The sequence below is a fragment of the Halomonas sp. OfavH-34-E genome, assembly GCF_024124525.1.
Classification (GTDB): Bacteria; Pseudomonadota; Gammaproteobacteria; order Pseudomonadales; family Halomonadaceae; genus Halomonas; species Halomonas litopenaei.
This window is the reverse complement of the sequence record NZ_JAMXRY010000006.1, coordinates 105,329-126,084: the sequence shown is the minus strand read 5'-3', so window position 1 is coordinate 126,084 and position 20,756 is coordinate 105,329. Positions and strand designations below refer to the sequence as shown.

Annotated in this window: 17 protein-coding genes; 8 read left to right on the top strand and 9 right to left on the bottom strand. The window is 66.6% G+C overall.

Annotation, left to right across the window (positions count from 1 at the left end):
• Positions 1-184: 184 nt before the first annotated feature.
• The 3 genes from NH448_RS04555 (at position 185) to NH448_RS04545 (ending at position 4,307) form a co-directional block, all read left to right on the top strand.
• Positions 185-1,189: a Gfo/Idh/MocA family oxidoreductase gene (locus tag NH448_RS04555; protein WP_045993160.1), complete on the top strand. Its 1,005-nt coding sequence runs from the start codon at positions 185-187 to the stop codon at positions 1,187-1,189.
• A 239-nt stretch (positions 1,190-1,428) separates the two neighbouring features.
• Positions 1,429-2,403: a TAXI family TRAP transporter solute-binding subunit gene (locus NH448_RS04550; RefSeq protein ID WP_045993161.1), complete on the top strand. Its 975-nt coding sequence runs from the start codon at positions 1,429-1,431 to the stop codon at positions 2,401-2,403.
• A 74-nt stretch (positions 2,404-2,477) separates the two neighbouring features.
• Positions 2,478-4,307, top strand: coding sequence for a TRAP transporter fused permease subunit (locus tag NH448_RS04545; protein WP_083970441.1), 1,830 nt, complete (start codon positions 2,478-2,480; stop codon positions 4,305-4,307).
• Between the two features lie 36 nt (positions 4,308-4,343).
• Here the strand turns inward: NH448_RS04545 and NH448_RS04540 are convergent, their stop codons facing one another.
• The gene (locus tag NH448_RS04540) at positions 4,344-4,973 is read right to left on the bottom strand and encodes a hypothetical protein (protein WP_071211124.1); all 630 of its coding nucleotides are present in this window, start codon (positions 4,971-4,973) and stop codon (positions 4,344-4,346) included.
• 210 nt (positions 4,974-5,183) lie between these two features.
• Here NH448_RS04540 and NH448_RS04535 point away from each other — a divergent pair, with 210 nt between their 5' ends.
• Genes NH448_RS04535 through NH448_RS04520 form a run of 4 tightly spaced genes read left to right on the top strand, consistent with a single transcriptional unit; the run spans position 5,184 to position 11,647 of the window.
• Positions 5,184-8,873 carry an ATP-binding protein gene (locus NH448_RS04535; protein ID WP_045993162.1) on the top strand — a complete coding sequence of 1,230 codons (3,690 nt, stop codon included), beginning with the start codon at positions 5,184-5,186 and terminating at the stop codon, positions 8,871-8,873.
• Complete coding sequence (locus tag NH448_RS04530; RefSeq protein ID WP_045993163.1) at positions 8,870-9,496, top strand: hypothetical protein; 627 nt, start codon at positions 8,870-8,872, stop codon at positions 9,494-9,496. Before NH448_RS04535 ends, NH448_RS04530 begins: the two co-directional genes overlap by 4 nt.
• The gene (locus tag NH448_RS04525; protein ID WP_045993164.1) at positions 9,493-10,746 is read left to right on the top strand and encodes a hypothetical protein; all 1,254 of its coding nucleotides are present in this window, start codon (positions 9,493-9,495) and stop codon (positions 10,744-10,746) included. Before NH448_RS04530 ends, NH448_RS04525 begins: the two co-directional genes overlap by 4 nt.
• 13 nt (positions 10,747-10,759) lie before the next feature.
• Complete coding sequence (locus tag NH448_RS04520; protein ID WP_052704378.1) at positions 10,760-11,647, top strand: hypothetical protein; 888 nt, start codon at positions 10,760-10,762, stop codon at positions 11,645-11,647.
• Positions 11,648-11,656: 9 nt separating this feature from the next.
• Here NH448_RS04520 and NH448_RS04515 read toward each other — a convergent pair whose 3' ends face one another.
• The 5 genes from NH448_RS04515 to NH448_RS04495 form a co-directional block, all read right to left on the bottom strand.
• The gene (locus NH448_RS04515) at positions 11,657-12,433 is read right to left on the bottom strand and encodes a M15 family metallopeptidase (protein ID WP_204248955.1); all 777 of its coding nucleotides are present in this window, start codon (positions 12,431-12,433) and stop codon (positions 11,657-11,659) included.
• A 7-nt stretch (positions 12,434-12,440) separates the two neighbouring features.
• The gene (locus NH448_RS04510; protein WP_045993165.1) at positions 12,441-13,718 is read right to left on the bottom strand and encodes a TRAP transporter large permease; all 1,278 of its coding nucleotides are present in this window, start codon (positions 13,716-13,718) and stop codon (positions 12,441-12,443) included.
• Positions 13,715-14,218, bottom strand: a complete 504-nt coding sequence (locus NH448_RS04505; protein WP_045993166.1) for a TRAP transporter small permease — start codon at positions 14,216-14,218, stop codon at positions 13,715-13,717. Before NH448_RS04505 ends, NH448_RS04510 begins: the two co-directional genes overlap by 4 nt.
• Positions 14,219-14,454: 236 nt before the next feature.
• Positions 14,455-15,489 carry a TRAP transporter substrate-binding protein DctP gene (gene dctP / locus NH448_RS04500; RefSeq protein WP_045993167.1) on the bottom strand — a complete coding sequence of 345 codons (1,035 nt, stop codon included), beginning with the start codon at positions 15,487-15,489 and terminating at the stop codon, positions 14,455-14,457.
• A 117-nt stretch (positions 15,490-15,606) separates the two neighbouring features.
• The gene (locus tag NH448_RS04495) at positions 15,607-16,545 is read right to left on the bottom strand and encodes a LysR family transcriptional regulator (RefSeq protein WP_253028449.1); all 939 of its coding nucleotides are present in this window, start codon (positions 16,543-16,545) and stop codon (positions 15,607-15,609) included.
• A gap of 137 nt (positions 16,546-16,682) precedes the next feature.
• Between NH448_RS04495 and NH448_RS04490 the strand changes: the two genes are divergently transcribed.
• Entirely contained in the window at positions 16,683-17,471 is a 789-nt protein-coding gene (locus tag NH448_RS04490; protein WP_045993169.1) for a transporter substrate-binding domain-containing protein, read from the top strand.
• 154 nt (positions 17,472-17,625) lie between these two features.
• Here the strand turns inward: NH448_RS04490 and NH448_RS04485 are convergent, their stop codons facing one another.
• Genes NH448_RS04485 through NH448_RS04475 form a run of 3 tightly spaced genes read right to left on the bottom strand, consistent with a single transcriptional unit; the run spans position 17,626 to position 20,749 of the window.
• Entirely contained in the window at positions 17,626-18,771 is a 1,146-nt protein-coding gene (locus NH448_RS04485) for a metal ABC transporter permease (protein WP_045993170.1), read from the bottom strand.
• On the bottom strand, positions 18,768-19,916 hold the full coding sequence (locus NH448_RS04480; RefSeq protein WP_045993171.1) for a metal ABC transporter permease: 1,149 nt from the start codon (positions 19,914-19,916) through the stop codon (positions 18,768-18,770). Before NH448_RS04480 ends, NH448_RS04485 begins: the two co-directional genes overlap by 4 nt.
• Positions 19,913-20,749 (bottom strand): metal ABC transporter ATP-binding protein, encoded by an 837-nt coding sequence (locus NH448_RS04475; protein WP_045993172.1) that lies wholly within the window; start codon positions 20,747-20,749, stop codon positions 19,913-19,915. The genes NH448_RS04480 and NH448_RS04475 overlap by 4 nt, the downstream gene beginning before the upstream one ends.
• Between the last annotated feature and the right edge of the window lie 7 nt (positions 20,750-20,756).

Here is a 20,756-nt window from a genome sequence, read left to right as displayed (position 1 = left end):
CCCCAACCCTCAACAAGGCTAAGTGACATGGCCGCCCGAGCGATCGGGCGGCCACGCCACCTGGCTCTGGCACCAGCGCCGCGACGCTGGTAGAGCCTCGACGCTGCCCACACGACGTTTTCGACCCATGGGAGGGCAGCAGGTGCGATTTCAACAAGTGGTCAATAACAGAAAGGAGCCAGACATGACGCTATCTATCGGCATCATCGGTACCGGAGCCATCGGCAAGGAACATATGCGCCGGCTGAACCATACCCTCAAGGGTGCGAGGGTGGTGGCCGCCAGTGATGTCGGCCTCGAGCAGGCGCAGGCCGCCATCGACGAGGTCGGCATCGAGGCCAGGGCCTATGCCAGCGGCCACGACGTCATCAACGCCGCCGAGGTCGACGCCGTGGTGGTGACCTCCTGGGGACCGACCCACGAGGAATTCGTACTGGCCGCCATCGAGGCGGGCAAGCCGGTATTCTGCGAAAAGCCACTGGCCACCACCGCCGAGGGCTGCCTGCGTATCGTCGAGGCCGAGATTGCCTCGGGTCGTGCGCTGGTCCAGGTAGGCTTCATGCGCCGTTTCGACTGGGCTTACCGCCAGCTGAAGGCGCTGCTCGACGAGGGTGGCATCGGCCAGCCGCTGATCGCCAAGTGCGCGCATCGCAATGCCCAGGCCAACTTCTCCGGCGATGCGGGCCTGATCGATTCCTGCGTCCACGAGTTCGACGTGATGCGCTGGCTGCTGGAGGACGACTACGTCAGCGCCCAGGTCATCCAGCCGCGGGTTTCCAGCCTGGTGGAGGGTGATCTGCAGGACCCCTCGCTGATCATCCTGCGCACCCGCAAGGGCATGGTCATCACCATCGAGAGCTTCCTCAACTGCCAGTACGGCTATGACATTCGCTGCGAACTGGTGGGGGAGAGCGGCGTTGCCGATCTGCCGCAACCGGCGAGCGTGCCGCTGCGTCACAGCGCACGGGATTCTCTGGGCGTGATCACCCACTGGAAGGACCGCTTTATCGACGCCTTCGATGTGGAGTTTCAGGAGTGGGTCGATGCCACCGCCAAGGGCGAGCGGCATGGCCCTACCGCCTGGGATGGCTATGTGGCGGCGGTGACCAGTGACGCCTGCGTCAAGGCGCGGCATTCGCAGCAGGTCGAGCCGATCGCGTTGGCCGAGCGTCCCGCCTTCTACCGCTGAAACTGGTGTCACGCTGCCTGCCCTGATAGCGCGGGCGTCTGACATCATTGGCCACGGGCGTCGCTATGCTCGGCGCCCGCGACTTTTTCTTGGGGCCACGAGTGTCTTGGCGCCGTGGCACGAATCACGCCAGTCGAATATGCTGTTGGCCGGCCATTCCCGCCAGATCCTGAAGCCTGGCGGGAGCATAAGCAAAACGAGGCACTGGCCACGCCCGCTGTCGACTGGAGACCCCCTCAATGCGTCATCTTCGAAGCCGTGGCCTCAAGGCCCTGACGGCTGTGCTCGCCGGTAGCGTCGTGCTGACCGCCGCAAGCGCCCACGCCCAGACCCGCCTGACCTACAAGTCCGCCTCCGCCGGCACCGCCTACTACCAGATGGGAGTGGAGCTGTCCGAGGCGATCAAGGCCGGCACCGAGGGTGACATGACCCTGACCCTGGAAGAGAGCCAGGGCTCGGTGCAGAACGTCATGGAGGTGATGGCGCGTCCCGGCAACTACGTCTTCACCTCACCGCCCGGCCTGGTGACCCGCGCCCGCGAGGGTACCGGCCCGTTCGAGAGTCGCAACCATCCGCGCTTGCAGGACATTCGTGCACTCTTCCCGATTCCCTCGCTGACCATGCACTTCGTGGTGGCGGGCGAGCAGGACACCCTCGGCATCGATGAACTGGCCGGCAAGCACCTGCTGATCGGCCAGGGCTCCTTCGGTGCCCGCGAGGCCGCACGCTATCTCGAGCTATTCGAGCTCGCCGACCAGGTCGAGGTCGACGATGCCGACGTGGGCAGCGCCCCCGACGCGCTCAAGAACGGCCAGATCGACGCTTTTGCCACCGCCAGCTCCTTCCCGGCACCCAACGTGATCGAGACCGCCGCGAGCCATGATGTCGGCCTGGTGTCGTTCACCGAAGCACAGGTCGAGGCCACCGGCGCCGCGCCCCAGACCATCCCCGCCGGCACCTACGCCGGTATCGACGAGGACGTGCTGACCACCTCGCTGCCGGTGGTGGCCTACACCACCAGCGCGATGGACGAGGACACCGCCTACACCCTGACCAGGACCTTCTGGGAGCGCCGCGAGGCCATGGCCGAGACCTCGCCCTGGTGGCAGGCGATCTCGCCGCAGATGCTGACCAACCTCGAGGGGCCGCTGCACCCCGGCGCCCTGCGCTACTACGACGAGGTCGACGTGAAGGTGCCCGAGGCCCTGCGCTGAGACGATCCTGCCCAGATCTCGACCCGGCGGGCCCCTGTGGGCCCGCTCCGTTTCATCGATGATGTGCTGAATTCATGAACTCAAGCGACGCTTCTTCGTCGGCCGCAGCGGCTGACGCGCGTGACCCTGTTCGTTCGCCGTGGCCGGGTGCCCCGTTATGGATCGCGCTCGGTGCCCTGTCGGTGGTGTTTCACCTGGGGTTGATCTTCCACGGCCTGACGCCGGCACTGATCAGTCGGCCACTGCACATGGCGCTGGTGTTGCCCTGGGTGCTGGTGTTTTCCGCCCGCACGCCGTGGCAGCGCATCAGCGGCCTGGGGCTGACCGCCCTCGGTATCGCCGCCTGCGGCTATATTGCCTTGAACGAGGACGCCCTGAGCGGCCAGTACGGCTTTATCGACACCCCCCTGCAGATGGCGGTGGGTCTACTGCTGATTGTGGTGGCGCTGGAGGCCGCCCGGCGTGCCATCGGCTGGCCGCTGCCGCTGGTGACCGCGATCGCGCTGGGCTATGCGGCCCTGGGCCAGTACGTGCCCGGCGAGTTTGGTCATCCTGGCCTGCCCATGGCCAGCCTGGTCGGTTCGCTGACCATCGCCGAGGGCGGGCTGTGGGGCAAGCTGACCGGGGTCAGTGTCTCGGTGGTGGCGATCTTCGTGATCTTTGGTGCGGTGCTCAACGCGGGCGAGGCGGGGCGTGGCTTCATGAACCTGGCCGGCGCCGCGGCGGGCCGCCTGACCGGTGGCGGCGCCAAGGTATCGGTGATTTCTAGTGCGCTGATGGGCTCGATCTCGGGCTCGGCGTCGGCCAACGTAGCTTCCACCGGAGCCATCACCATCCCGTCCATGGCGCGACTCGGCTATCCACGCTCGCTGGCGGCGGCGGTGGAAGCGGTGGCCTCGTCCGGGGGCCAGATCATGCCGCCGTTGATGGGCGCAGGGGCCTTCGTCATGGTCGAGCTGACCGGCACCCCCTACACCGAGATCATGGCCGCGGCGCTGCTGCCGGCCTTTCTCTACTTCGCCACGGTGTGGCTCGGCATCAACGCCTTCGCCACCCGTTTCGATCTCAAGCCGGTGGCCGCCGAGGACCGCCCGGCAGCGCGTGAGGTGATCACCACCGCACTTTTCTTCGCGGTGCCCTTTGCGATCCTGCTCGAGCGCATCTTCCACGCCGGCAATACCCCCCAGTACGCCGCCAGCGTGGCGATCTTCGCAGGCCTTGCGCTGTTGGCCATGAACACCGAGCTGAAGGTGTCGGGGACGGAGTTCCGCGCCCGCCTGGCCCAGGCAGCGCTGACCGCCGGGCGCCAGATCGCGGTCATCGGCGCGATCATCCTGTGCGCCTCCCTGGTCATCGGGGTGCTGTCGCTGACCGGGCTCGGGGTCAAGGTCACCTCGGCGATACTGTCGCTGTCCGGTGGGCAGCTGTGGCCGGCGCTGCTGCTTACCGCCCTGGCCTGCCTGGTGCTGGGCATGGAGGTGCCGACTACCGCCGCCTACGTCATCTGCGTCTCGGTGGCGGGGCCGGCGCTGACCGAACTGGGCCTGCCGCTGCTGACCGCCCACCTGTTCGTGTTCTGGTTCGCGCTGCTGTCCACCATCACCCCACCGGTATGTGGTGCGGTGTTCATCGCCGCCGGCATGGCCGACGAGAACTGGCTGAAGGTGGCGGGCAAGGCCATGGCGCTGGGGGTCGGGCTCTACGTCATTCCGCTGGCGATGGTCGCGCACCCGGCGCTGCTCGACCTTGGCTCCGGCGTCTTCGCTGCCCTGGCCACCACCCTGGGCGTGCTGATCGGCCTCGGCCTGGTGTCCTACGGGCTGATCGGGCGTTTCGCCTGGTGGCTCAGGGCTGCCCTGGTGGCACTCGGGCTCGGTGTCATCTTCGTACCCTGGCCGGTGTAAAAGCGTGGTGGCAAGTATCGCGTCGCTCCGTCAGGTTTAGCCTCGATCCGCGCGACGACTCGTTTCCCTGAAGTGCTCTGCCATGGCGTCGTTGGCGCCCAGCATCGGCCCCTGCTCCCTGTCCGGGAACAGGGGCCGATTGGCGTAAAGGATCCAGGTATCCAGGGCGGGCCCCAGGGGCTGAATCAGCCGCAGCCGGTCGGGATGACGCTCGATGGCGTCCTCGGCGACGATGGCGGCGTCGGCCTGGCCGTCCAGCAGTTGCTCGAGGGCGGCGACGATGGTGGGGGCGTCGTGTTCCGCGAAGGTCGAAAGGTCGGTGTAGTGGCGGGTGGCGGGCTGTCGCAGCACGCTTTTCGGCTGGGCCACGTCAGCGCGGGCTACCAGCGCCAGCGGGCGGCTGGGGGCGATGAAGGCGTCCACCGGAAAGGCGCGATGCATGAAGCGCCCGACGCAGTCGGCGTGGCTGGGGTGGGCGCTGACCTGCAGCACATAGTCGTAGCCCCCGGCGACCAGTTCCTCGAAGGCGCCGATGAAGTCATCCACCAGGCTGATCCGGGGCTCGATGTCGGTGAGGTCAGGCTCCTTGAGCCTGCGATCATCGAGGTAGCGGGCGAGCACCAGGGCGTGGTTGCTGTCCTCGGGGCCGAGGGTGGCGAAGTGCATGGCGGTCTTCCCCTGTGGTGTGGTGCGTGGATAGCCATTGATGGATGCGGAGCAAGGAGTCGTTCGGGGTGACGGGGGGGCGTCGGGCTCTCCCTGTCGCAGGAACCTTGTAGGCGAAAGCTTGCTGTCGGGCAACTCTGGTCGCACTGTCAGGGCGCTTCGTCTCTGGCAGAATAGCCCTCCTACCGGGCAAGCGATCAAGGAATCCCAATGGCTCACCTGTTGCGCATCGTGATGATCCACGGCCACCTCGAGGGGGTGGTCGAGCTGGACGTCGACGGCCATACCAACATCTGCGGCACCAACGCCTCGGGCAAGACCACGCTGCAGCGGCTGGTCCCGGTGTTCTACGGTGAGCTGCCCAACAAGGTGGTGCCCAAGACCCGCAAGAAGTTCGACGCTTTTTATCTGCCCAACCGCAACAGCTACCTGATCTACGAGTACCGCCGCGAGGCGGGCAACGTCTGCCAGGCGGTGCTGACCCGCAAGAGCGACGGTGGCGTCGAGTATCGCTTTGTCGGTGCGCCCTACCAGCCCGGGCACTATCTGGTGGAGAGCGAGGCCGGGGTGGCGGCGCTGGACTACAGCGACTGGGCCAGCCAGCTGCGTCGTGAGGGAATTCCGGTGTCGCCCAAGCTCGGCGCTACCTCGGAGTTTCGTTCGGTGATCCAGAACGACTTCACCCACCAGCAGGGCAACCGCAAGGAAAGCCTGCGCCTTCGCCAGATGGCTGCCCAGTTCAGCCTGGTCAAGCCGGAGCATCGCATCCGTCATATGGAGAAGCTGATCAGCGCGGTGCACGCCAAGGAGGGCAAGATGGATACCCTCAAGACCATGCTGGCGGCGATCTTCGAGGAGGACGGCGTCGAACTGCCGGTGACCCGCATCCGCAATACCAAGGCGCGGGAGTGGATCGCCCAGATGCGCCAGTCCAAGCGACTGGAACCGCTGGAGCGATCGCTTGGCAAGCTCGATGAGCTCGATCAGGAGATCGCCGAGCGCGAGACGACCCTGTGGCAGTTGAAGCCCCAGCTCGAGGCCGACCGCCACCGCGCCGAGCGCACCCTGGCCGACGCCGAGGCCGAGATCGGCAACCGCCAGCGCGAGTTCCAGGAGCGTGAAGCCGCCTACGAACAGGCCCGCGATGCCCTCAACGACCGCTTGAGCGAGATGACCAGCGAGCTGGAGCAGACCCAGCGCGAGCTTTCTGACCTGCAGGCGACCTTCGAGGCCTACGAGGAGGCCGACATGCCGGCGCTGGAGCGTGACGTCCAGGCGCTGCCCCAGTGGCGCGACCAGAGCCAGCAGCTGCGCGAGCACCTGGCGGTGATGCAGAACGCCTTCCAGGAAAGCCAGTCACGCCTTGAAGGACGCCTGCGTGAGTTGGGCGATGAGCTGGCCCGCCAGACCGAGGAGACCCAGGCGCGCATCGACGAGCTGGGCGAGACCCGCGAAGAGCTGCGTGACCAGCAGTGGCGTCAGGAAAGCGAGCTCGAACAGCGCTACCAGCAGCAGCGCCAGGAGCTCGACGAGAGCTACCGTGAGCGCCTGGAAAGCGGCGTCGAGCGGCTGGCCGAGCTCAAGGCCCAGTTGGCCGCCAGCGCTGCCAGCGCCGAGGAAATCCAGGAGGCGGAGCTGGCCCAGGCTCGCCTCGACCAGGCCCAGACCGACCGCGAGGCGGCGAGCGAGACGCTGGGGGCGCTGCGCGAGGAGCTCGACACCCTCAAGCGCGCCCGTGATCAGGCCGAAAAGGAACTCGACGAGGCCCGTCATCAGCTCGCCAGGGCCGAAGCTCACACCTATGGCCTGCACCAGCAACGTGATCCGGCCCAGGGCACACTGCGTCATTTCCTGCGCTTCCATCGTCCCGGCTGGGAGCAGCGTCTGGGCAAGGTGATCGCGCCGGAGCTGCTGGAGCGCCGCGACCTGTCGCCCCGTGTCGGCGAGCAGGACCACGATGAGCTGTTCGGGGTGGGCCTGGATCTGGCCGCGGTCGAGGTGCCCGAGTACGCCCAGGAGGAGGCCAGCCTGCTGGCCGCCATCGAGCAGGCCGAGGCCGCCCAGGTGCGTGCCGAGAGCGCGGTGCAGGCCGCCGAGCGCCAGATGAAGGCGGCCAACGAGCGGGTGCAGTCCGCCGAGGAAGCGGTGCGCCGTGCGCGCATGGAGCTCAAGCGCGCCGAGTCCGAGGTCGACTACGCCCGCGACGCGCGCAGCCAGCTGCAGGAGCGTCACGCCCGCCAGCAGAAGGCGCGGCGTCAGGGCCTGGAGGAGGCGCTGGCCGCCCAGCGCGCCAGCCACGATGGGCTGAAGGAGGAGAAGCGCGCCGCCCTGGATACCCTGGCCAAGACCCACCAGGCGCAGATGCTGGAGGTGAAGGCCGACGGCCAGAGCCGCCTCGACGGCGTCGATGACCAGATCCGCCAGTTGAAGCAGTACCAGAGCGACCAGAAGAGCGAGCATCAGCGCCAGCGCAAGGAGCTAGAGGCGGCCTTCGACCGTGAACTGCAGGAGCAGGGCGTGGACCTGGCCTCGCTGAAGGACACCAAGGCGCGACTGGCCTCGCTGGACGAGCGTATCCGGCTGACCGCTTCGCGCCAGGAGCAGCTGGAAGACTATCGCCGCTTCATGCGCCTGGACTGGGGCCAGCGCAAGCCCGAGCTGGTCGACAAGGAAACCCGGCTGGTACGCGACAAGGAGGGTGCCGAGCGCGAACGAGAGCAGCGCAAGGCCGAATTCCAGTCCGACCGCGCCGCCCACCAGCAGGCGCTGGGCGAACTGAAGGCCCAACGCAGCGCCGAGGCCGAGGTGATCGACGCCTTGAAGCCACTGCTGGTGCAGGTCGAGCAACTGCCGCTGGACCCCTCTCCAGCGCCCCGGCACGATGCCCCCGGCGACGTCCACGAGCGCATCGAGCGCACCCGCCAGGCGCTGTCGGAGCGTGGGCGCGAGATGGACGCCCTGCGCAAGGGCTGCGAGCAGGTCGAAAGCGAGCTGATCAAGGGCGCCAGCACCGGCTTTGTCGATACCATGAGCGCCGAGCGCGCCAAGCTGCGCGAGGATGACGCCGCCGACGGTGCCGAGCCCAGCCCGCGCCGGCTGCTGCCGCTGCTGCGCGGGATGCTCAAGCTGCTCGAGGACCAGCAGCAGCAGCTGGTCCAGCAGGGGCGCAATCTCGGCGCCGATCTGGACAAGTTCTTTACCGTCTTTCGTGACCTCAACCGGCGCATCAGTGCCCAGAGTCGGCGGCTGTCCGAAGAGGTCGCCGACGACCTGCGCCTGGAGGGCATCACCAAGGCCGAAGTGCGCATTCAGTCGACCATCGACGAGCTGGGCTTCTGGGAGCCGCTCAAGCGCTTCGCCCAGGACTATCGCGACTGGCAGGAGACCGGCGGACTGCCGGGGGACGACTACCTCAATGCCCTGGCCGACGTGGTCGACCTGCTGCGCAGCGACCAGCAGTACAGCTTCGAGAGCCTGCTGCGCCTGGAATTGCACCTTAACGAGGGCGGCACCGACCTGGTGATCAAGAACGATCGCCAACTGCTCGAATCCTCGAGCCATGGCATGGCCTACCTGATCCTGTGCAAGTTCCTGCTGGCCTTTACCCGATTGCTGCGCGGCCAGGCCGAGATCAGCGTGCACTGGCCCATCGACGAGATCGGCACCCTGGCCTATCACAACGTCGAGAAGCTGTTCGAGGCCTGCGACAGCAACCATATCCACATCGTCGGCGCCTTCCCCAACCCGGAGTCCGACGTGCTGCTGCTGTTCCACAACCGCTACCTGATCGACCGTGACGCCGCCCAGCCGGGCCGGCGCCGGCTCAAGCGCATCGAACCGCGGTTGAGCAAGCTGGCTCAGCGTCTCAAGCAGCGCAGCGCCGAGGAGGTCACCCAATGATCGAACATGGTCCCCTGCTCGAACGGCTGCTGGCCGGCGAGTTCATCTGCGCCGTCAGCGACGAGAGCGCCTTTCGCAAGCTCCAGGACGAGGAGGTGCGCGAGCAGATCGACATCTACCTGCGCCCGCTCAACCGCCGCCTGGCCACCAACGAGGATCGCAGCGTCCACTTTCTGGCCTGGCGTCAGCTCAACGAAGACGCCCGCGAGCAGCTGTCGCGCCAGCTCGGCGAGACCGTCAACAGCCTGCTGCCGCTGCTCGAATGGCTGCAGCTGGTGCAGGAGGCGCTGGGCCAGGACTCCCTGGCGGCCCCCGGCGACGTGCTCAAGCCCGCCGAGTTCAGCGCCAAGTGCGAGGACAACCAGAGCCTGCGCGAGCGCCTGGAGCGGCTGGCCACCGATCCCTTCTTCGGCTCCCAGAGCGAGCAGCTCGACGCCCAGATGAAGCAGGTGTTCAAGCGTCTGAAGGAGCACGGCTACCTGCTGCAGCCCCACGCCGACCGCCAGGTCTTTCTGGTGACCGCCAAGATCGACTATCTGGTGGAGCTGGTGCGCTTTATCCGCGATGAAGAGAACCTGCCGGTGGATGACGAGGCGCCGGCCCGCCAAGAGACGCTGCTATGAGCGAGGAACACTCGCTCGAGAGCCGGCTGGTTGCCACCGGCACCGAGCGGCTGTCGCTGCTGGGGCGCTACGCCGACGTGCTGATGCAGGGCTATACCCGCGACGAGGTGCCGCTGGAGACCCTCACCGAAGGCGCTCTGCGCAAGCTGTTGGCGGCGCGGATTGTGTGGCGGCCCGACGAGCACGGCGCGGTCAAGCTGACCCCCAAGGTGCGCGAGCTGATCGCCGAGATGCTGGCCGACGAGACCCGCCGCCACGTCAACGCCGACGTCGGCGAGACCCTGGAGCAGATCCGCAACCTGGTGCAGAGCTACCGCGAGGCGGTCAGCCTGGGCGAGCACTGGCAGCAGGGGCCGCTGATGCTGCGTCTGCGCCAGGAGGTGGACGACCTCAACGGCCGCTTCGCCGACGCCATCGACAGCCTGTGGCAGCGGCTCAACAGTGACTTCGGCTTCGTCAGCCGACTCAACGATAAGATCCGCGAGAACGACCGCGCCCAGAAGCAGATCGTGCGCCTGCTCGACGGCATGGCGCTGATCGACTTCGACGAGCTGATCGATCTGGTCGGCAGCGACGGCTCCCTGCGCAAGCTGCTGATCAGCCAGCTGCAGCAGCAGTTGAGCCAGCACTACACCAACCTGCGCGAGGTCCAGGGAAGACTGATCGAGCTGATGGCGCGCTTTCGTCAGCAGCAGAAGCAGAGCCGGCTGGTGGCTGGCATGGCCGCCTTCCTGCGTGAGCATCCGGGCTTTGTGCCGGGCAACTACACCCGCCGCAGCGAGGTGCCGGAGCTGTTCAACCACGCAAGCCCGCTGCACGCCGCCGCCGCCCCGGCGCTGGATCACCATCGCGACGCCGAGGTGCTCACGGGGCTGCTGCACCAGTTGCCGGTGGCGGTCCACCGGCCGGAGCAGGCTGAGGTGGCAGGCCCTGCCATGGTCGAGGCGCAGAGCATGGTCGAGGCCCGCCAGCAGGCGCTCAAGCAGGACGTCGAGCGCTTCTACCTGGACGTGGTCGATCAGCAGGCGCCCGCCGCTGGCGCCTCGTCGGGCACCAGCGCCCTGGCGTATCTGAGCGAGAGCGAGCTCGAGTGGGACCCGGAGATCTGGCTGTTTCAGGTCATCGCCGAGTACCAGGGCCTGCCCCGTGAGGAGCAGCGCGCCTTTCGGCTGATCCCCGACGAGAGCCCGGCCGGGCCCTTCAACGACGTCCAGTTGATCCACGACGTCAGCCTGGCGCTGGTGGTCTAGGCAGAGGTGATACGTGATCGAACTGAGTAACCGTGCGCGCAATGTCCTGAAGAACATTCAGGGAGAACTGGATATCTCCCCCCGCACCGAGCGCAAGCGCGAGACTGCAGCTATTGCCAATATCGAGGCCTGGTGCGACGCCCACGATATTTGGCTGGATGGCTATCGCTGGGGGAAGACGCTGCGCTTTGACCGGCGTCTGTTGGCCGACATTGATGCCATGCTCGACAGCCTCAAGCAGCCGGGGTTGGGGCAGTCGCTGAGTGGCTTGTCCACGGTCGAACAGGCGAAGCTCGGGATCCGGGAAGACAAGAACGTGCGCGAGCCACCCCGACGCTATCGGGTGCTGGTGAGCGCACCAAGCACCCAGCATCGCCCCGGGTTTCCGGCAGTTGTGAGAGAGACCCTTGAGGTAGATGGGCGAACGCTTGAGCTTGCCGCCTTCGACGCCCTGGTACAGGTGGAGAATCTGGATAGCGTCCATGAGTTGAAAGTGACGCAGGCGGAGCTGGGTGGTTTCGCCAATCCGCTGGTGGTCTATCGCGGTGATAAAATCTATCGCAAGGGCTTCGATGACTTGGTGGTGGCCTGGGGGCGGCGCTTTCGCGACCAGCGACCGCACCTGTATCTGGGCGACTTCGACGCTGCCGGTGTTCGCGAAGCGCTTTCCAGCGGCGCTGACGGGATGTTGCTGCCACGCCTTTCCTGGCTAGCGCACGAGGCCGACTCACAGCACCAACGCGCGGAGCAGCTACCGTACAAGAAAGCACTCGAACGCCACTGCGCGCGTCTGCCCGCCGCCCACCCCTTGCGCGACTACCTCGCGCTGATCCTCGATCAGCAGCGTGGCCTGCGCCAGCAGTGGTTCGCTGGCCCCCTCGAGGCTGTGGCGCTGCGCTGAGTCATTTCCCTAGAGCTGGCGCCGCCAGCGATTCTCGATGGTGTCGAGTTCCGCCGGGCCGTATAGCGCCTGGGGGTGGCCGCCGTAGTGCGCCCATAGCTGGTCACCGAAGTCGAAGTGCCACCATTCGCTGGGCAGGTTGGTGAAGCCCTGGGCGGCCATGGTGTGGTAGAGCAGGCGGCGATTGTCGCGGACCTCACGTTCGGTCGCGCTGGGGGCCTCCTTGGCTTCGTAGAAGGCCGTGTGGGAGGCCGGTATCGCCTCGTCGAACAGCGTACCCATGGGCAGCGGCAGGCCGTCTTCATCGCACAAGGTCACGTCGACCGCGCCACCGCTCAAGTGCGGACTGGGGCCGGTCGGGCTGGTGCTCGGCTCTGCGACGAACTCCCGGGTGCGCTCGAGCAGTTCATCTTCGGCGATATCGGGGTGATTACCGCGAATCGCTTCCATCAAGGTCTCGAACAGGTACTGCTGGACCCGCCAGGGGCGCCAGCCGTCGAGCACGATCAAACCAACGCCCTGGGGCAGCGAGCGTGCCGCGGCGAGCACCCGGCGGTAGACGCCTTCGCGCACATAGCACTCGTTGATCGCCCCGGGGATGCCGAGGCGGGCGTAGGCCGGAAATACCTTTACCGGCGCCGGTGCCAGGCTCATCGGCACCAGCGGCTCGTCGAGCCCCTGGATGGCAATCTGGCGTAGCTGCGACCAGGCCGGTTCCGACGCGAGGGGGATCGGTGTGTGGCGCGGATCGCGGCAGGCATCACGAGAAGAGCGATCTTGGGTCATGGTTGCCTCATCCCAGGGTGGTCGGGAGCCACAGGGTCAGTGACGGCACCAGGATCAGTGCCACCAGGACCAGCAGGGCGATGACCACGAAGGGCCAGATGGTGCGAAACAGCGCGGTGATCTCCAGCCGGCTGACGGCGGCGGCGACAAAGACGCAGGCACCCATGGGCGGCGTGATCAGCGCGATGGTGATATTGAGGGTGATGATGATGCCCAGATGGACCGGGTCGATACCCGCCATCATTGCCACCGGGGCAAAGATCGGCGTCAGCAGCATCAGTGCCGAGACTTCCTCCATGAACATGCCGGTGATGAAGGTGATCAGGCTCAGCAGCAGCAGGATGACCACCGGGTTGTCGACGTAGGGGGTCAGCAGTTCGACGAACTGGTTGGGTACCTGGGCGTAGGACAACAGCCAGCTCACCGTGCTGGAAGCGGCCATGATCACGAAGATCGCCGCCGTCAGGCGGGTGGTGTCCACGCAGGCCCGCCACAGCCCGGCCAGGCTCAGGTTGCCGGCAAGCACGCCGTAGAGCGCCACATAGGCGACGGTCAGCGCGCCCGACTCGGTCGGCGTGACCAGGCCCATGACGATGCCGGCGACGATCAGGAAGGGCGCCATCAGCGCGGGCAGCGCCCCCAGGGCGGCGATGCCCAGCTGGCGCGCCCCGGGCCAGCCATCGCCCCTGGGCAGGCCCTTGCGCCTGGCGTAGACGGCGTTCATGCCCATGAAGGCGGCGCCCAGCAGCAGCCCGGGGATGACGCCTGCCAGAAACAGGTCACCCACCGAGGTATTGGTCAGAGAGGCGTACAGAATCATGAAGATGCTGGGAGGGATGATCGGCCCGATCAGCGAGCTGCCGGCGGTGAGGCCGGCGGCAAAGGCGGTGGAGTAGCCTTCCTTGCGCATGGCCGGTACCAGCAGCGAGCCCAGCGCCGAGGTGTCGGCCACCGCCGAGCCGTTGACGCCAGCGAAGAACACGCTGGAGACCACATTGACGTGGCCCATGCCGCCACGCAGGTGGCCCACCAGCAGGCGCGCCAGGGCCATCAGCCGGTCGGTCAGTTTCGAGGCGTTCATCAGGTTGCCGGCGAGGATGAACAGCGGGATGGCCATCAGCGAGAAGGCGTCGATGCCGCCGAAGAACTGCTGGGGCATCATGCGCGGGATCATCGACAGGTCGACGAAGGCAAAACCGACCACCGCGGTGGCCAGCAGCGAGATGAACAGTGGCAGGCCGAGCAGCACATGGATGATAAACACCGCCAGCATGGCGAGGGTCATGAGTGCGGCTCCTCGGTGTCCAGGGTGGGCAGCGGGTGAGGCCCGTGGCACAGCGCCATCAGCGCCAGCAGGGCGAACCCGATAGGCACGGACATCACCGGTACCGCGCGGCTGATGCCAAGCCCCTGGCTCTGGAAGATGGCCACCGACTGGGCGTACTGGAAGCTGAACCAGGCACCGCCGATGGCCAGCACCAGGGTCAACAGCCACTGGTACCAGGACAGCAGCCTGCTGGCCAGGCGCGGAATCAGCCGCTCGATCAGGGCGACACGCATATGGCCGCCCTCGATCCAGACGCTGCCAAGCGCCAGCATCACCGCGCCGATGATCAGGTAGCGGGCCAGCTCATCGGTCCAGATCGGCGCGCCGCCGGCCAGGTAGCGCGCGAGCACGCCGTAGAGCATGGCGAGCAAGTCGATCACCAGCAGGGCGCTGGCGACCCATAGCGATAGTCGCCGCAGGGCCATCAGCGGCGGAGAGTGGGCAAGTGACCAGGACATGGGCAAAGGCTTCCACGGCAGGGGTGAAGATCGGCGGAGCGCCCTCGGGCAGCATCCAATCGAGGATTATCCGGAGATTGAGGCTTTCCAGCGACCGGGCTTTAGTGAAAAGTCCCAGTTTAGAGGGGCTCAAGGCAGCCGCGCTCTGGGCAGCGCCTGGTCGACGGGTATGGCCACCAGGCGCTTGCTTGGGCTGTCTGGCTCAGGCCCGCCAGGGCCTGAGCACGGTCTAGCGGTTATTCGCTGCTGAGCTCGACGCCAGCGTCATCCAGGGCCATGTCGATGTAGCGCTGCTCGATGTTCTGATCCTTGAGCCACTCCAGATAGGCCGGCTGGCCCTGCTGGCGGAAGGCCTCGAGCTGGTCGGCGCTGGGACGGATGACCTCCATGCCCTGCTCCTCGAGGTAGGTGATGCGCTCGTCGACCTTGGCCTGGTTGTGCTCACGAGCCAGCTGGTTGGCCTCGGCCACCGCCTCGCGGAAGGCCGCCTGGGTCTCTTCATCCCAGCCGTTGATCATGCTGGCGTTGCCCACCAGGAACTGGTCGGAGTACTGGATGTTGGCCAGCGTCAGGTAGTCCTGCACCTCGTACAGGCTGCCCAGGATGATGTACATCGGCGGGTTCATCTGGCCGTCGGCGACGCCGGTCTTCAGCGCCATGTAGACCTCGGTCCAGGGGATCGGGGTGCCGGAGGCGCCAAAGGCTTCGTACAGGGCCACCTGACTCGGGTCCATGGCGCGGAAGCGCAGGCCCTCGAAGTCGGCCGGCTCGGCGATCGGTGTCTTGTCGTTGGTGAAGGCCAGGAAGCCGCCTTCCTCGACCACCGCCAGCAGCTCAAGTCCGGCGCGGCCCTCGAGATCGTCCTTCACCGCCTGCCAGTAGGCGCCTTCGTCGAAGAAGGTGCGGGCGTCATCGAAATCCTTGAACAGGAAGGGGATGGCGCTGACGAATACCTCGGGAACGATCGGCGACATGCCGGCGAAGGAGGCGATGTTCAGGCTCGGCGAGGCCATGGTCTGCTCCATGCGCTCCTGCTCTTCACCCAGCATGCTGTTGGGGTAGAGCTTGAGCTCGAGCTCACCGCCGGTCTTTTCTTCCACCAGTTCCTTGAGGTTGGTGGCGAAGACGTGGACGGCGTTCTTGTCCGGATCCGGGGCGCCGTTGTAGCTCAGGTTGACGGTGGTGGCGGCCAGCGCCGAAGCGGCCGACAGGCTCAGCGCCGCAGCGGTGGACAGGGCGGCGACCAGGGGAAGGGGACGAAACAGGCTCATGGGACTCTCCGGTGTTGTCGTGTTGTTGTAAAACGGCATCGTTGCAAGTCGATATCGAGACTAGGCGTTGTCGCGTTGACTAATCAAACCCTATGGCGTTGATCTTCAGGCAACGCCTCAGTAGCGGCAAGCTGCCTTGACGCGAGGGGCGTCATCCTGAAAGAAGCGCATGCCTCGTCTGAGATGGGACAGGCACGCCTCGGCGGCCACCGAGAGCGGTCGATCCTGGCGGCTGACGATCTGGGCGCGGGCACCATTGAGCACCGGATGGGCCAGCGGCAACACCCGGATCAGCCCCTGCACGATATCGTCGGCAACGGTCAGTTCCGGCATGAAGGTGACACCGATCCCGGAGCGCACGAAGTTCTTCAGCACCGCCACCGAATTGGTGTGCAGCCGTGAGGTCAGATGCAGGCGCTCCTGGTGGGCCACCTGATCGACCATCTGGCGCATGCCGAAGGGGTTGTCCATCAGCGCCAGCGGCCAGTCGCTGATCTCGTAGAGGGTCAGCGGCGTCTGGCGCCGCGTCAGCGGGTGGTCGGCGGGTACGATCAGGTCCAGCGGGTGGCGGCGCTCGACATGGCAGTGCAGCGTCGGGTCCACCGGTGGGGCATAAAGCAGCGCCAGGTCCACCTCGCGATCGCGGATCAGGGCCATGGCCTCGTTGACGCCGGCCATCACCACCACGATGTCGATGCCCGGGTGGGCGGTCATGAAGGTCTGCAGCGGGGCGTTGATCAGATCGGCGATGAAGCCTTCGCCCACCGCCAGACGGACCTCCCCGCTGTTCAGGCTCTGCAGGGCGTTGAGCCGCGACAGGGTGGCGCTTTCGGCGTCGCACTGGGCGCGATGGTGGTCGACCAGCAGGCGCCCGGCTTCGGTCAGCGAGACGCCGTCGGGGTGGCGGGTCAGCAGGGGCGTCGCCAGCTCTTCTTCCTGGCGCCGGATCAATCGGCTGATGGCCGAAACGTCCACATTGAGGTGGACGGCGGCGGCGCGCAGCGAGCCACGGCGCTGCACTTCACACAGATAGGCCAGGGCACGGCCGTTGAGCATCGGAATTCCTTGGTCGTGGTGGGGCGGTGTCTGTCATTGTCCTGCAAGTGGCTTGGCGGCGCAGGCGGAGAGTGGCAGACTCATCAGGCCCAAAAGGCATAGATCAATAACCATAACGCAAAAAAGGAATCTCACGGATGCGATCGTTTTCCCGCCCCCTGCTGCTTGGCGCCCTGATCGGGCTCTCCGCCCTTGCTTCCACCACCGTTCAGGCGGATGAGCCACTCAAGCTGGGGGTGGATATCCCGTTCGAGCCCTTCGAGTATCGTCTTCCCGATGGCACCCTTGCCGGTTTCGAGGTGGAACTCGGGGAAGAGGTGTGCCGGCGCATCCAGCGCCAGTGCGAGTGGGTCGAGCAGAGCTGGGACGGCATCATCCCGGGGCTGATGGCGCGCAAGTACGACGCCATCATGTCATCGATGGCGATCACCGAGGAGCGCAGACAGCAGGTGCTGTTCTCCGAACCCTACTACTCCAACCCCAGCGTGTGGGTGACCCTGCGCGACCAGCAGATCGACCCCGACGATCGTGACAGCCTCGAAGGCCTGACGGTGGGTGTACAGCGCGGCACCATCCGCGATCGCTTCATCACCGACACCTATGGCGACATCATGGAGGTTCGTCGCTACGCCACCGCCGAGGACCTGGCGCTGGACGTCAAGACCGGACGCCTGGACAGCGCCTTCATGTACTACCCGCTGGCGCTGGCCAATCTGCAGGTGGACGAGGCCGACAGCGAGGTGGTGGTCAGCTCCGAGTTGATCCGTGAGCCCAAGTCGTACTTCGGCCATGGTGTGGCGGTGGCCTTCCGTCCCCGCGACAAGGAGCTCGCCGAGCAGTTCAACCAGGCCCTGGCCGAGATCAAGGAAGACGGCACCTACGACGAGCTGATGCACAAGTACGTGGACTACGACATCAAGATCTGAGGATGGTCTGGCCTGGCCGGACCCTCGCCAGGCCCAGTAAGCGATTTTGCTACCGGTAGTTGGAACACGAAAAGGGCGGCCATTGGCCGCCCTTTTTGTTGCGCTAGCTGGGCTTATGTCGCTGCCAGAGGCGTATCCGGGTCCGCGCGGTGCTTCAGGCCCCGGTCTCGGCCTTGGCGCCGGGCTCGAGTATCTCCCGGGCCAGGTTGCGTCCGGCCTGGGTCAGGTGCAGACGCTCGCCCTCCTGGACGACCAGATGGCGCTGGCGCGAGCGCTCCACCACCCGCTCGGCACGGGCGGGGTCCCACATCAGGTGATCACGCAGCGCCATGGTGACGTTTTCTACCGCCTTCTCCGGGCCGTCCTCGTGGTGATAGAGGTGCACCATCAGGGTACGGCTCTCGTTCAGCTCGCGCTGGCGGCGACGTTCGAGCCATTGAGCGAAGACGCCGTAGCGCGGGCCGAGGAGGAAGGCCAGGGCGAGGAAGACGCCGGTCATCACCGCCATCATGCCGCCGATGGAGACGTCCCAGGCCACCGCCAGATAGTAGCCCGAGACGCTGGAGGCGGCGGCGATCAGCGAGGCGTAGACGAAGATCTTCCACAGCCGGTCGGTGAGCAGGTAGGCCGCCGAGGGCGGCACGATGACAAAGGCCACGAACAGCACCGCGCCCACAGCGTCGAAGGCGGCCACCGCGGTGCCGCTGGTCAACAGCAGCAGCGCATAGAACAGCGCGGTCGGCGCGAAGCCCAGCGCCTTGGCCAGGGCGCTGTCGAAGGTGGCGAGCTTCAGCTCCTTGTAGAAGGCCGCTACGAAGGCCAGGTTCAGCGCCGTCATGGCGCCCATGGAGACCAGCGCCCGGGGCACCTCGACACCGCCGATAGGCAGGGTGTCGAGCCACACGAAGCCGATCTCGCCGAGCAGCACGGTGTGGGCATCGATGTGCACGTCGCTGGCGTAGAGGTTGATCAGCAGGACCCCGAGGGAAAACAGCACCGGGAACACCAGACCGATGGCGGCGTCCTTCTTGACCTTCTGGGTCGACACCAGCAGCTCGGTAAGAAACACCGTGAAGATGCCGGTGAGCGCCGCACCGATGATCTGCAGCGGGCCGCTGGCCTGGTGGGTCAGCAACCACACCACCACGATGCCGAAGACGATGGAGTGTCCGATGGCGTCGGACAGCATGCTGGTGCCGCGCAGTACCAGAAAGGTCCCGACCAGGCTGGAGGCGATGCCGACGAGGGCGCCGACCAGCATGATCATCAGCGGAATATTGTTGAACAGCGATGCCATCATGCGCGGCCTCCCCGGCCCAGGTCATCGAGGATGCGTTCGGCCTCGCGACAGCCTTCCGGCGTCAGTACCCAGCGCTTGTGGTCACCGGGTTCGTGGGACGGCGGGGTCTGCTGGGTGATCAGGCCACGGGCGGTCAAGCGCTCCAGCGCGCGCCGGCTGTCGGTGCCCAGGTAGGCGTCCACCATGCGTTTCTCGGAGCGATACTGGCGATCGGCGTGGTGGCTGGCGAGCTGGTAGAGGGTGGTGAGCACCCTCTGGTGACGTAGCTGGCGCCGATCACGCTGAAGCTTGAGGATTTCCCACACAAAGCCCCGGTGAGGCGCAAACAGCAGCGATACCAGCACCACGCTGGACAGGCTCAGGATGATCAGCGGCCCGGTGGCGAGCCCCGGACCGAGGGCACTGATCAAGGCGCCGGTGACGCCACCGACGATACCGAACAGCGCCGACAGCATGACCATGGTCTCCAGTTTGTTGGCCCACTGACGCGCCGCCACCGCCGGGGCGATGACCATGGCAGCCATCAGCACCACGCCGACCATCTGCAGGCCGACCACCACGGCCAGGGCGATCATCACTGTCATCAAGGCCTCGAGCAGTGTGACCGGCAGGCCCTGGGTGGCAGCGAATTCGGCGTCGAAGGACACCAGCTTGAATTCCTTCCACAGCCCACCGACCAGCACCAGCGCCACGCCGCTGACGCCGGCCATGATCCACAGGTCGCTGCGCAGGGTGGCGGCGGCCTGGCCGAACAGGAAGGCGTCGAGCCCCCCCTGGGATGCGTTGCCGGTGCCCTGGATATAGGTCAACAGCACCACCCCTATGGCGAAGAACACGCTGAGCGAGATGCCCAGGGCAGCGTCGGTCTTGAGCCGGCTCATGCGGGTCAGCAGCAGCATCACCAGCGCCGCCAAGGAGCCTGTAAACAGCGCGCCGGCAAGGATGCTGCCCATCTCGCGGCCCCCGGCGATGATGAAGCCCAGGCAGACACCGGGTAGCGCCGCGTGGGACAGGGTATCGCCGAGCAGGCTCTGCTTGCGCAGCACCGCGAAACAGCCGAGCACGCCGCTGACCAGACCCAGCATCGCCGCGCCCATCACCACGTTTTGCAGGGTGTAGTCGCCGAGCAGGGCGTTCAGGCTCATCTCGGCACCTCTTCGCGACTTTCCTGCGGGCGCGCCTCGGGGCGCTGGCCGGCGAGCTCGCGCTCGGCGGGAATGGCGCCGGTGACATCGTCGAGCAGGGCGATCTGGCCGCCGTAGGCGCGGCGCAGGTTGTCGGCGGTATAGACGTCGTTGACCGGCCCCTGGGCGATCACTCGCACGTTGAGCATCAGCATCCAGTCGAAGTAGCTGCGCACCGTCTGCAGGTCGTGGTGGACCACGATCACCGTCTTGCCCTGGTCCCGCAGCCTGCGCAGGATGTCGACGATGGCGCGTTCGGTGGTGGCGTCGACACCGGCCATGGGCTCATCGAGGAAGTAGACGTCGGCCTTCTGAACCAGCGCCCGGGCCAGGAACACCCGCTGCTGCTGGCCGCCGGACAGCTGGCTGATCTGGCGATCGGCAAAGCCGTCCATGCCGACCATCTCCAGCGCCTGCATGGCCTCGTGTCGCTCGCGGCGGCCGGGCCGCCTGAGCCAGCCCAGCCGGCCGTAGAGGCCCATGCCGACCACGTCCTGTGCGGTGGTGGGAAAGTCCCAGTCCACCGTGGAGCGCTGGGGCACGTAGCCGACCCGCCGCCGCGCCTGGCGGTAGGGGCGCCCATGCAGGGTGACGTGGCCGGCGACGCTGGGCACCAGGCCGAGGATGCTCTTGATCAAAGTGCTCTTGCCGGCGCCGTTGGGGCCGACGATGGCGGCCATGACACCGGGCGGTACGTCGAAATCGATGTCCCACAGCACCGGCTTGCCATGGTAGCTGACCGTCAGGTCCTCCACGTGGAGGGCCAGGTCGGGTTCGTGGAGCTGCTCGCTCATGGTGTGG

Bases quoted from the DNA above. Each gene is read 5' to 3' on its own strand.
- NH448_RS04555 (WP_045993160.1), top strand. From the start codon at position 185: ATGACGCTATCTATCGGCATCATCGGTACCGGAGCCATCGGCAAGGAA.
- NH448_RS04550 (WP_045993161.1), top strand. From the start codon at position 1,429: ATGCGTCATCTTCGAAGCCGTGGCCTCAAGGCCCTGACGGCTGTGCTC.
- NH448_RS04545 (WP_083970441.1), top strand. From the start codon at position 2,478: ATGAACTCAAGCGACGCTTCTTCGTCGGCCGCAGCGGCTGACGCGCGT.
- NH448_RS04540 (WP_071211124.1), bottom strand. From the start codon at position 4,973: ATGCACTTCGCCACCCTCGGCCCCGAGGACAGCAACCACGCCCTGGTG.
- NH448_RS04535 (WP_045993162.1), top strand. From the start codon at position 5,184: ATGGCTCACCTGTTGCGCATCGTGATGATCCACGGCCACCTCGAGGGG.
- NH448_RS04530 (WP_045993163.1), top strand. From the start codon at position 8,870: ATGATCGAACATGGTCCCCTGCTCGAACGGCTGCTGGCCGGCGAGTTC.
- NH448_RS04525 (WP_045993164.1), top strand. From the start codon at position 9,493: ATGAGCGAGGAACACTCGCTCGAGAGCCGGCTGGTTGCCACCGGCACC.
- NH448_RS04515 (WP_204248955.1), bottom strand. From the start codon at position 12,433: ATGACCCAAGATCGCTCTTCTCGTGATGCCTGCCGCGATCCGCGCCAC.
- NH448_RS04510 (WP_045993165.1), bottom strand. From the start codon at position 13,718: ATGACCCTCGCCATGCTGGCGGTGTTTATCATCCATGTGCTGCTCGGC.
- NH448_RS04505 (WP_045993166.1), bottom strand. From the start codon at position 14,218: ATGTCCTGGTCACTTGCCCACTCTCCGCCGCTGATGGCCCTGCGGCGA.
- dctP (WP_045993167.1), bottom strand. From the start codon at position 15,489: ATGAGCCTGTTTCGTCCCCTTCCCCTGGTCGCCGCCCTGTCCACCGCT.
- NH448_RS04495 (WP_253028449.1), bottom strand. From the start codon at position 16,545: ATGCTCAACGGCCGTGCCCTGGCCTATCTGTGTGAAGTGCAGCGCCGT.
- NH448_RS04490 (WP_045993169.1), top strand. From the start codon at position 16,683: ATGCGATCGTTTTCCCGCCCCCTGCTGCTTGGCGCCCTGATCGGGCTC.
- NH448_RS04485 (WP_045993170.1), bottom strand. From the start codon at position 18,771: ATGATGGCATCGCTGTTCAACAATATTCCGCTGATGATCATGCTGGTC.
- NH448_RS04480 (WP_045993171.1), bottom strand. From the start codon at position 19,916: ATGAGCCTGAACGCCCTGCTCGGCGACTACACCCTGCAAAACGTGGTG.
- NH448_RS04475 (WP_045993172.1), bottom strand. From the start codon at position 20,749: ATGAGCGAGCAGCTCCACGAACCCGACCTGGCCCTCCACGTGGAGGAC.